The following is an 11,233-nucleotide window of genomic DNA, read 5'->3' as shown; positions in this document are numbered from 1 at the left end:
ATCCACCATTGAAGGCTGCTACAGCATCAAGATAACCCGCGATGCCGAACTTGATTTGAAGGACGAATACCCCGGCGAATTATCTGAGCAAATAGAAAAGCAACTGCAAAAACGCGATAACGGCCTGGCCACGCGCTTTTTGCACCAGGCCGATTTGCCTTTACGTTTACTGCAACTGGTTATACAGCACCTCGGCCTGCAAAACGCGGGCACAGTGGAAGGCGGCAGGTACCATAACCTGAAAGATTTTTACAGCTTACCCGTAAACACCCATGCCCTGCTGTATGATAAATGGCCGGCTATAAACTTACCTGTACCTAATAATGAGCCTTTAGTTGCTACTATGGCTAAAGGCGACTTGCTGGTGAATACGCCTTATCAATCGTACCATACCATACTGCGTTTTTTTAACGAGGCTGCCAACAACCCCGATGTTGAAGAGATAAACGTTACGCTTTACCGCGTAGCAAGCGATTCGAAAATTGTGAACGCCCTCATGAGCGCTGCCAAAAATGGCAAAAAGGTTAAGGTAGTGGTTGAGTTGAAGGCACGTTTTGACGAAGCCAACAACCTGAAGTGGGCCAAAAAGATGAAGAACGCCGGTGTGCAGATCATCTATAGCGTAACTGCTTTAAAGGTACACGCCAAAATAGCGCTGGTTAAAACCCGCAACGGCGACCGCATAAGTTATTCGGGCCTGCTTGCTACGGGCAATTTTAACGAGGGCACCGCCAGGTTTTATACCGACCACATTTTACTGACCACCAACCCCGATATTTTGCGCGAGGTAGAATTGTTGTTCATCTTTTTAGCCAAACGCGAAAAGCCATCGCCAAAAACACAAATAGATTTTAAACACCTGCTGGTAGCCGGCTTTAACCTGCAAACCGACTTTTTAAGCCTGATAGACCGCGAAATAAAACTCGCCAGACAAGGCCAGTCTGCTTCCATCATCATCAAAATGAACAACCTGGAAGAAAGGGTGATGATAGATAAACTTTATGAGGCATCACAATCGGGTGTAAACATACAATTGATCATCCGTGGTATTTGCTGCCTGGTGCCAGGCGTAGCAGGCCTTAGCGAAAACATCAGCATTAAACGGATTGTTGACAGGTATCTGGAGCATGGACGGGTGTTTATATTTAATAATAATGGCAACCCCGAAATATTCATGGGATCGGCCGATTGGATGAACCGGAACATTTACCACCGCATAGAGGTTTGTTTCCCGGTTTATGATACTGCCATCAAACAGCAAATAACCGCATTAATTAATTTACAACTTAGCGATAATGTGCAAGCCGTGGCAATTGACCAGCACCTTAACCAAATTAAGCCTCAGATAACCGGCGAAGCCGTTCAATCGCAAAAGGCCATTTATCAATATTTAAACCTCGACAGGATAATATGAAAACCATAAAAATCGCCATCATCTTCTCCTTATTATGTATAGGCATTGTGGGCACATCATGCAGCCAGGGCAATAAAAAAAATGCGGATGGTAAAAAAGCGTCGCATGGTAAGAAAGCCGCTGTTAGCAGTGCAAGTCCGGCAGGTTATGATCTTAGCAACCCGGTAAAATACGATATGCCGACAGAGCTACTGGAGATCTCGGGCATTGCCTTTAACAATGGCGATGCAAGCACCATTTATGCCGAACAGGACGAAGAAGGCAAGATCTTTTACTTCCGCCCCGGCGATAGTAAGGTTAGCCATGCCAAATTTGGCAAAGCCGGCGATTATGAGGATGTGGCCGTATTAAATAATCAGGCAGTTATGCTACGCAGTGATGGCAGTTTGTATAGTTTCCCGTTAACAGAAGTTAAGGCCGGGCAAATAAACAACGTAAAAGAATTTAAGAAAATATTGCCTACAGGCGAATATGAAGGCCTGCACGCCGATGGTGGCAAACTGTACGCGCTTTGCAAACAATGCGCCGGTAAAGATCATAACAAAGAGTGCAATGGCTATATATTTAATTTAGCTGCCGATGGCAGCATTAGCCAAAGCGGTACCTTTACTATTGATGTACAAAAAATCGCCGCGCTTATTGGCAAGGGCAAGCTCAGGTTCCATCCATCTGCCTTGGCTAAAAACCCGTTAACAAGGCAATGGTATGTGCTATCATCAGTAAACAAATTAATTGTTGTGCTTGATGAGCAATGGAACGTATTGCAGGCCTACCCTATCAGCGGCAAAACATTTTTACAGCCCGAGGGAATGGCTTTCGACAAACAGGGCAACCTGTATATCTCAAACGAAGGCGATAAAGTGACGAATGGTAATATCCTTCTGTTTAAGTATAACCGTTAATTACTAACTCCTAAAAACCCTATCCTATGCTTAAAAAACTACTTATTACAACTATAACACTGCCGGTGGCAGTATTATGTACATATGCACAGGCGCCAGTAGCCAAGGCCACTTTCCGCGATAGCGTGATGGTAAAAGTACACCCCAGGTATGATAAGGTTGGTGGCATACACCGCTGGTTTTTTGGCAATAATTACCGCAAGGAATGGGCAACGGCTGTAAAGCTGCCGGTTATCCGCATCTCTGAGATCTACGGTGGTTTAACGCCCGAAAAAGAAGGCGGTGGTATGCAGTCGAAATCACTACGTCTTAAAGATAAGAGCGGCAGGGAATGGGTGATCCGCAGCGTAGAAAAAACCCCCGATAAACTTTTGCCCGAAGCCCTGCGCGAAACCTTTGCAGTAGATTGGCTTGACGATGCCCTGAGCGGGCAGCACCCTTTTTCGGCGTTGGTTGTACCACCATTGGCTGATGCCGCGCGTGTGCCTCATGCCAACCCGGTTATTGGTGTTGTAGCGGATGATGAAGCACTTGGTGAATATCGCAAAGTATTTGCCAACCTGGTTTGCTTGCTGGAAGAGCGCGAACCTATAGGCAATTCTGACAACTCCATAAAAATGCTGGCGAACCTGGTAAAGGATAACGATAATACCTTTGATGGCGAAGCCTTTTTACGAGCCCGCCTGCTGGATTTTTTAATTGGCGACTGGGACCGGCATGAAGACCAATGGCGCTGGGCTGAAACCAAAACAAAAAAGGGAAAAGCTTATGTAGGCGTACCGCGAGACCGCGACCAGGTATTTCACCTGGAGGAGGGGCTGTTTCCGGATATAGCCGCATTACCCTATATAAACCCCGTACTGGGCGATTTTACGGCTAAACCGAATTATAAATACGGTATATATAAAACCCGCTTTATAAACCCCTACGCCAATGCGCAGATGACGCACGAGCAATGGATGCGCGTAACCCATGAATTTGTAGCTGCCGAAAACGACCAGGTTTTAGAAGCCAGCTTACGTTTATTGCCCGGCGATACCTACAAAATGGGGCACGATGTTTTGCTGGCCAAACTAAAGGCGCGCCGCAATGCTTTACCCGAAGCTATGGATAAATACTACCGTTTAATTTATCGCTACGCGGATATCCGCCTGAGCGACAAAAACGAAAAGGTAGTAATAACTAGCCTGCCCGATAGCAGCCTGTTGGTACAGGTAAACAAAATAAACAAAGACGGAGAGGTGAAGGATACCATCCTATCTGTAGTTTATAGTCCAAAATATACTAAAGAGATAAGGCTGTACACATCTGCCGGGGATGATAACATTACCATTAATAATACTACATCGCCTATAAATTTAAGGTTGGTAGGCGGCGGCGGTAATAAGGTTTACAATGTGGCGCAATCGGCCAATAAAGTAAGGGTTTACGACACCAAAGACGTAAAATTTGAAGGTATGGCTGATAGGTTAAGCAAACACCTTAGCGCAGATACAAACAACACCCGTTTTGTGCCTACCAACCCATACAATATATGGATGCCGCTTGCAACCGCAGCCATCAATGCCGATGACGGCTTTTTATTGGGCCTTGGGTTTAAATACACCAAAAACGATGGTTTCCGTAAGTTGCCGTATACCAGCTCGCAGCAGTTGATGCTTACACATGCATTTGGTACCGATGCCTTCCGCATTAAGTATAACGGCGAATGGATCCAGGCTATTGGCAAAGCCGATTTCACGCTTCAGGTTTTTGCACAAGCGCCTGATAACACCGTAAACTTTTTTGGCCTTGGTAATAATACCATTTTAAACAAACAGCAGCCCAATTACCGCAGGTATTACCGTACCCGCTTTGATACCTATCAGGTTGACCCTGCCCTGCGCTGGCATACAGGCAAAGGCAGCACCATCAGCGCGGGCCCATCGTTTCAGTATTACCGGTTAGACCTGGACGATAACGTAGGCAGGCTCATCAGCCATAGTTCGCTTATTGGCTCGTACGATAGCCTGACAGTTAACAAGGACAAGGCGCATTTAGGTTTGATGGTAAATTTTAACAGCAACAAACGTATTGGCGGCATTTTGCCAACCGGCGGTTATTATATCAATATATCACTGCAAGGCTATAAAGGCTTAAATAATTTCTCGGAAGATTTTATGCAGATAAGGCCTGAGTTTACCTTTTACCAAAAGCTAACCCATAATGGTTCGGTTGTACTGTCTGACCGTATTGGTGGTGGCGTAAGCGTGGGCAAACCCGCTTTTTACCAGTCGATGTTTTTGGGTGGGCAGGGCAACTTGCTGGGTTATCTGCAGTATCGTTTTGCGGGTAAAAGCATGGTTTACAACAACCTGCAAGGCCGGATTAAACTCTTTAATATTGCCAGTTACATTATCCCCGGCCAGTTAGGTTTAAGCGGGTTTTACGATACAGGCCGCGTTTGGGCAGATGGAGAAAAATCAGACAAATGGCACCAGGGCGTTGGCGGTGGCTTGTACTTTTCGCCGGCAAGCTTAACAATTTTGCAGGTGTTGGCAGGCCATTCTGAAGAAGGATGGTACCCTTATGTATCACTGAATTTCAGGATATAACCTACTATCCGTACCCGTTTTCGCAGAATAAACACAAACTTTCGTGTAGTTTTTACACTATTTAATTCCACACCGATTTTAGCTATAAATCGGTGTGGAAAAGTATGCGTTTGTCATAACAGTATATTTAACTCTGACTTTTGTCATAAAAAAGTTAAATAGTAAATTTAGTTGACTACTTTAGTCAACTTGGTTTACATTTGTACTGTTATTATCGCAAACAATGAAAACGCTATCACTACCTCAGCCAAACATCAGTGCTCTTTTTAAAAGAAACACTAATCATACCGCTGTTCCTCAAAAAAATGTTTCTACATCAACTGCCGGCACGCCGCACAAGCATACTATGTCTGCCGGCGAATACATCATCAATGTTTTGGGCGAAGGTTTTAAGCAAAATTTTTTAGGTGCAGATATTAACATGGAGTTTTTAACGCTGAGTGTTCGCAGCTATGCAACATCAACCGTTAAAGCACTTCGCAAACTGGTAGTTAAACCTGCCGCAAAACAACAAAAAACTAATACAGCCTCTATCTAATATCACACGCTTATAATGAAACGTTTACTCACTCCCATTTATAATAAAAGCATCTTAATGATGCTTATACTGCTTACGTCGGTTACGGCATTGCACGCCCAAACTATTGTGCGTGGTGTTGTTACCGATGCCAGGACAAAAGAAGCTATGCCATATGTAACGGTATCATTTGCCGGTACAACACAAGGCATCAGTACAAACGGCCAGGGCCGCTATACTTTATCAACTACTGATAATACCGTTACGCAAATCAAGGCATCATTTGTTGGTTACCGCACCGCTGTACGTAATGTTACCCAGGGCCAGGATCAAACCATCAACATCGCTTTGGCAGAGAACAGCCAAGCATTAAGCGAGGTGGTAATACGCTCGGGCAAAAAGAAAAAATATACTAACAAGAACAATCCTGCTGTCGAGCTTATCCGCCAGGTTATTGCCCATAAAGCACAAAACCAGGTAGAGAACTATAACTATGCCGAGTACAAACAGTACGAGCGCATGAACTTCTCTTTAAGTAACCTGAGCGATAAATTCCGCAGCAAAAAGATCTTCAAAAATTATCAGTTCCTGTTTCGCGAACAGGATTCTACTGCTATAGGTGGTAAAACCTTACTACCCATGTACCAGGAAGAAAAAATGTCTGATAATTACTTCCGTAAAGACCCATACGCCAAAAAGCAGATCATCACCGCTAACAAGCAGGTAAAATACGACGAGAACTTTGTAGATAACCAGGGCCTTACCGCTTACTTTAACCGTATGTATCAGGATATTAATATCTATGACAACAATGTGTCGTTATTAAGTAACCAACTACTTAGCCCTATTGCCAATGGTTCGCCCGAGTTTTACAAATTCTTTATTACCGATACGCTTAAAGATGTACAGCCAAACCTTATTGAGCTTAGCTTTACACCGCGTAATACCAACAACCTGTTGTTTGAAGGTAAGATCTACATTACTATGGATGGTAACTACGCCGTGCAAAACGCGATGCTTACCGTTAACAAAAACATCAACTTAAACTTTGTGCGCCAGATGCAGGCCAACCTGTCGTTCGAGAAGAACAACGATGGCCGTTACCACCTGAGCCAAAGCGACCTGAAGATTGAGTTTGGTATCAACAAAAATAAAGGTGGTGGTATATATGGAGAACGCCTGGTAAGCATCAGCAATTTTGTTATAAACAATGCCCGCACTAACGATACTTACAAAGGCCCGGCACAGGTTGTTGCTTTAAACGCCGAAGATAAAGACGACACCTACTGGCAAATGACCCGCCCGGATACACTGGACGCGGCATCGGCAAGTATTTATAAAAACATCGATAGCCTGCAAACCATCCCATCGTTCAAAAAAACAATGGATATTGCCACGCTGGTGCTGGCCGGTTACAAAAACTTCGGCGCCTTTGAATTAGGCCCGGCCAATACATTTTATAGCTTTAACCCGGTAGAAGGTTTCCGCGTACGTATAGGCGGCCGTACTACTCCTACCCTAAGCAAACGCTATTATTTTGAAACTTACGGTGCTTACGGTACCCGCGATGAAAAATTTAAATACTTTTTAAGCAGTACTTACTCGCTTAACAATAAATCTATCTACTCGTTCCCGCAAAACTATATCCGCGCAAGTTTCCAGCACGATACCAAAATACCGGGCCAGGAGCTACAGTTTGTACAGGAAAGCAACTTCCTGTTATCATTTAAACGTGGTGCAAACGATATCTGGTTGTACAATGATATCTTCCGGTTAGATTATGTTCACGAGTTTACCAATCACCTGTCGTACTCGTTAGGTTTCAAAAAATGGAACCAAACCCCTGCCGGTGCATTGCTTTACCAAAACCTGTTGCCAAACGGCAGTTTAAATAATGTTAACCTGATCCAAACATCAGAGCTATCGGCACAGATCCGGTGGGCACCACACGAAAAATTTTACCAGGGAAAACTGTACCGCACACCAATACCTGACAAGTACCCTATTTTTACCCTTAGCTATACCCAGGGTGTTAAAGGCCTGTTAGGTGGCGAATACAACTATCAAAACGTTGTGGGTAACATCAACAAACGTTTTTACCTGTCGCAGTTTGGTTTTACCGATGTAACTGCCGAAGGTGGTTACCTGTTTGGCCAGGTGCCTTTCCCTTTACTGGATATACACCATGCCAACCAAACCTATGCTTTCCAGCTGCAATCGTACAACTTAATGAACTTCCAGGAGTTTGTGAGCGACCACTACGCCAGCATAGCTATCGACCATAATTTTAACGGCTTTATTTTTAACCGTATACCGTTGTTAAAAAGATTAAAACTACGCGAGATCATCGACGTAAAAAGCCTTTGGGGCGGTGTGCGTAAAGAGAACGACCCCGCTAACGACCCATCACTGTTGCGCTTTCCGGGCAGTGTAGGTGCAAACGGTGCCGGTACTTATGCGTTAGGCTCTACTCCGTATGTTGAGGGTAGTGTGGGTGTAGGTAACATATTTAAGCTGTTGCGGATAGATTATGTAAGGCGTTTTACTTATTTGGATCACCCGGGTGCCCCACGTAGCGGTATCAGATTCTTTGTGAAATTTGATTTTTAATTTATATTCGTAAACCAGGCATTAATTTACTTGTTAAGTCTTGTATCATGAACAGTTGTGAATTAACAGAAGAAACAAAAAAGGTTGCCCCAAAGCTGGTATATCTGCTTAAACGCCTTTTAGACGAGTGGATGGGTAAAAAACTGTGCCGTATAGATCAGCCTGGCTTTAATAGTGCGCATTTGCCCTTATTTATGAGCATTGGCAAAACCGGCATATCAAATAATGAGCTTGCCGCAAAAATGAATGTTACCAAACAGGGCGCCAGCAAAATTGTAAAAGAACTGGAAGCCATAAATATGGTTACCAGTGTAAAAAGCCCCGATGATGCCCGTGTAGTGATGCTGCATTTTACCCCGGAAGGCGAAGCCTTTTACCACAACCTTAAAAACCAGGTTATGGAACTTGAAACCCAGTATAAAAAGGTGGTAGGGACAAAAAATTACGAAACTGCTATTGAGGTAATGTTGAAGCTTGTACAGTTTCATGAAGAAAACAACTGTATCGAATAAAATTGATAAAATAATTAAAGATTTATTGAGTAAATGACAATAGGATGAAACGGTTAGTTCAAATCCTTTATACATTTGCTTAACACTGTTAAATAATCTAATAGTAGTAAATAACATGGCCAGTAAGGATAGGATATTACGATTAAAAGAAGAAACCAGGGTGAACATCCTGGAGGCTGCTTTACAAATTGTTAAGGAAGAAGGATGGCAGGCACTGAGTATGCGCAAAATAGCGGATGTGATTGAATACACCGCCCCTATTATTTATGAATACTTTGCCAGCAAAGAGGCCATATTATTAGAGCTAAACCGCCAGGGCTATTTAAAGTTGTCGAAACAACTGCAGGAAGCCAAGGATAAGCACACATCACCGGCCGATCAGCTGGAAGAAATGTGGCTTACCTACTGGAACTTTGCTTTCGCGAATAAAGAGCTTTACCAGGGTATGTTTGGTATTACAACCAGCTGTGCATGCAAAATGGTAAATGAATTACCCGAAGCAGGACTACCCTGGGATATTATTACCGGCTCAATTGGCGACCTGATGAATATACAGGACATGGAGTCGGATATTATTTGTACAAAATATTATACTTTTTGGTCGGTGGTACACGGGTTGGTATCAATCAATCTGTTAGACCGCGGCGATTCTGATAAAATAAACAGACAGGTATTAAGGGATGCTATTACCGGTATTATAAAGTCAATAACCCCTTGATTTTCAAAGGCGTTTAAACATTGCCGATTTATTCGGCAGTGTAAACAAACTCAAATTCTTAAAACTCACAGCTTATGGAAACTATCATCACTCCTCTAACTCAACACTTAACAGTGTTAAATAATCTACCAATGTTAATAATTTTTTATTGTTGCCGTTAGCTACGGTGATATCGGCAATAAAAACTGAACATATCTATATCGAATAAATACTTACAATAATGTACAATACAACGAAAACAAACGACACCATATATATAAACAGCCTCAGGGCTGCATTAACTCCCATTAACTCACCCTCAAAATTGATCATCATGAAAATCATCTTAGCAGCGATCATCGCCATATCATTATTCAGTTGCTCGCCGAAGCCGCAAACGGCGCAGGCACCTCCCCCTCCGGCTTTGCCTGTGGCAGCAGTAGTAACGGGTAACCAAACTACTTACCAGGAATACCCTGCATCTGTAGAAGGTACCGTAAACGTTGAAGTACGCCCGCAGGTTAGCGGTAGTTTAGATAAAGTATTTGTAGACGAAGGCGCTTTTGTAACAGCCGGTTCGCCAATATTTAAAATAAACGAGCAACCTTACCGTGCAGCATTAAACAATGCATTAGCAAGTTTACACGCAGCCGAAGCAGCACAAGGCAACGCACAAATAGAAGTTGACAAATTAACCCCGCTTGTTGCCAACAAAGTAGTATCAGACTACCAGTTAAAAACAGCAAAGGCAACTTACCAGGTTGCAAAGGCCAATATTGAATCGGCTAAAGCAAATGTGGCAACCGCACAGATCAACTTAGGTTATACTTTAATAAAAGCACCGGTTAGCGGTTACATTGGTCGCCTGTTAAAAAAACAAGGCAGCCTGGTTACTCCGCAGGATGTTGAAGCATTAACCCAGTTATCTGATGTGCACGATGTACACGTTTACTTTGCCCTTGGCGAAAAGGATTTTGTAAACTTTAAAGAACAATACCCGGGCGAAACTTTAAAAGACAAGCTTAAACACCTGCCATCAGTAGCATTGCTTTTAGCCGATGGTACCGAATACGCCAAACAGGGTAAAATTGATGTGATAGACGGCCAGTTTGATAAAAACACCGGCGCTATCACCGTAAGGGCAACCTTTGCAAACCCTAATGGCCTGTTACGTTCTGGTAACACCGGTAAAGTACGCTTAAGCCTGCAACACGATAACGCTTTAATTATCCCACAATCAGCCACTGTTGAAATGCAGGATAAGGTATTTGTATACGCCCTTGCCGATAGTAACAAGGTTAAAAAGTTGCCAATCACTATCATCGGTACAAGCGGTGCAAACTACCTGGTTAAAGATGGTGTAAAAGCCGGCGACCAGATTGTATTAAGCGGTATGGACAAATTGCAGGAAGGTACTGTTATTGCCCCACAAAAAACGGTTGATAAAGTTGCTGCTGTAGCGAAAAACTAATTCTTTATAAGATTCAAGAACTCAAGAGTCAAGAATCAAGATATAGAAGCATAACGAGGGCGACAAGTTCGGTCTTGTCTCTTGATTCTTTACTCTTGACTCTCCTAAAAAACTACTACAATGTTTAAAAAATTCATAGAAAGGCCGGTATTATCAACCGTTATCTCCATCTTATTGGTGATAGTGGGTATACTGGGCTTAACAAAACTGCCCTTAGAGCGTTTCCCTAATATTGCCCCGCCGGCAGTATTGGTATCTGCTGTATATCCGGGCGCCAATGCCGAAACTATCTTACGTTCGGTAACCCCTTCCCTGGAAGAATCAATTAACGGTGTAGAGAACATGACCTACATGACCTCTACCGCCAGTAATGATGGTACATTAGGTATCACTGTTTACTTTAAACAAGGCACCGACCCTGACCAGGCGGCTGTGAACGTGCAAAACCGTGTTTCGCAAGCCACAAGCCAGTTACCTGCCGAGGTTGTGCAATACGGTATTACTACCACCAAACAG

At 43.4% G+C, this 11,233-nt stretch carries 9 protein-coding genes; all 9 read left to right on the top strand.

Going from position 1 to position 11,233, the window contains the following annotated elements; translation table 11 throughout:
* On the top strand, positions 1-1,414 hold a 1,414-nt coding region (gene ppk1, locus WC615_RS20240; protein ID WP_372979877.1), incomplete at its 5' end, for a polyphosphate kinase 1.
* The gene (locus WC615_RS20235; protein ID WP_372979876.1) at positions 1,411-2,316 is read left to right on the top strand and encodes an SdiA-regulated domain-containing protein; all 906 of its coding nucleotides are present in this window, start codon (positions 1,411-1,413) and stop codon (positions 2,314-2,316) included. The genes ppk1 and WC615_RS20235, both read left to right, overlap by 4 nt.
* A gap of 26 nt (positions 2,317-2,342) precedes the next feature.
* The gene (locus tag WC615_RS20230; RefSeq protein ID WP_372979875.1) at positions 2,343-4,910 is read left to right on the top strand and encodes a BamA/TamA family outer membrane protein; all 2,568 of its coding nucleotides are present in this window, start codon (positions 2,343-2,345) and stop codon (positions 4,908-4,910) included.
* 223 nt (positions 4,911-5,133) lie between these two features.
* Complete coding sequence (locus WC615_RS20225; protein WP_372979874.1) at positions 5,134-5,448, top strand: hypothetical protein; 315 nt, start codon at positions 5,134-5,136, stop codon at positions 5,446-5,448.
* Positions 5,449-5,463: 15 nt separating this feature from the next.
* Positions 5,464-8,037 (top strand): DUF5686 family protein, encoded by a 2,574-nt coding sequence (locus tag WC615_RS20220; protein WP_372979873.1) that lies wholly within the window; start codon positions 5,464-5,466, stop codon positions 8,035-8,037.
* Between the two features lie 47 nt (positions 8,038-8,084).
* Positions 8,085-8,549: a MarR family winged helix-turn-helix transcriptional regulator gene (locus WC615_RS20215; RefSeq protein WP_372979872.1), complete on the top strand. Its 465-nt coding sequence runs from the start codon at positions 8,085-8,087 to the stop codon at positions 8,547-8,549.
* 115 nt (positions 8,550-8,664) lie between these two features.
* Complete coding sequence (locus tag WC615_RS20210) at positions 8,665-9,267, top strand: TetR/AcrR family transcriptional regulator (protein WP_191174285.1); 603 nt, start codon at positions 8,665-8,667, stop codon at positions 9,265-9,267.
* A gap of 313 nt (positions 9,268-9,580) precedes the next feature.
* A complete protein-coding gene (locus WC615_RS20205; protein ID WP_372979871.1) occupies positions 9,581-10,717 on the top strand; it encodes an efflux RND transporter periplasmic adaptor subunit in 1,137 nt (378 codons plus the stop codon).
* Positions 10,718-10,837: 120 nt separating this feature from the next.
* Positions 10,838-11,233 (top strand): efflux RND transporter permease subunit (locus WC615_RS20200; RefSeq protein ID WP_372979870.1); only part of this gene is annotated, 396 nt, incomplete at its 3' end.

It is taken from the genome of Mucilaginibacter sp. (assembly GCF_041663085.1).
Taxonomy (GTDB): Bacteria; Bacteroidota; Bacteroidia; order Sphingobacteriales; family Sphingobacteriaceae; genus Mucilaginibacter.
This window is presented reverse-complemented; position numbering and strand designations above follow the sequence as displayed.

Excerpts from the sequence above, each read along its gene's own strand:
- WC615_RS20235 (WP_372979876.1), top strand. The coding sequence starts at position 1,411 with ATGAAAACCATAAAAATCGCCATCATCTTCTCCTTATTATGTATAGGC.
- WC615_RS20230 (WP_372979875.1), top strand. The coding sequence starts at position 2,343 with ATGCTTAAAAAACTACTTATTACAACTATAACACTGCCGGTGGCAGTA.
- WC615_RS20225 (WP_372979874.1), top strand. The coding sequence starts at position 5,134 with ATGAAAACGCTATCACTACCTCAGCCAAACATCAGTGCTCTTTTTAAA.
- WC615_RS20220 (WP_372979873.1), top strand. The coding sequence starts at position 5,464 with ATGAAACGTTTACTCACTCCCATTTATAATAAAAGCATCTTAATGATG.
- WC615_RS20215 (WP_372979872.1), top strand. The coding sequence starts at position 8,085 with ATGAACAGTTGTGAATTAACAGAAGAAACAAAAAAGGTTGCCCCAAAG.
- WC615_RS20210 (WP_191174285.1), top strand. The coding sequence starts at position 8,665 with ATGGCCAGTAAGGATAGGATATTACGATTAAAAGAAGAAACCAGGGTG.
- WC615_RS20205 (WP_372979871.1), top strand. The coding sequence starts at position 9,581 with ATGAAAATCATCTTAGCAGCGATCATCGCCATATCATTATTCAGTTGC.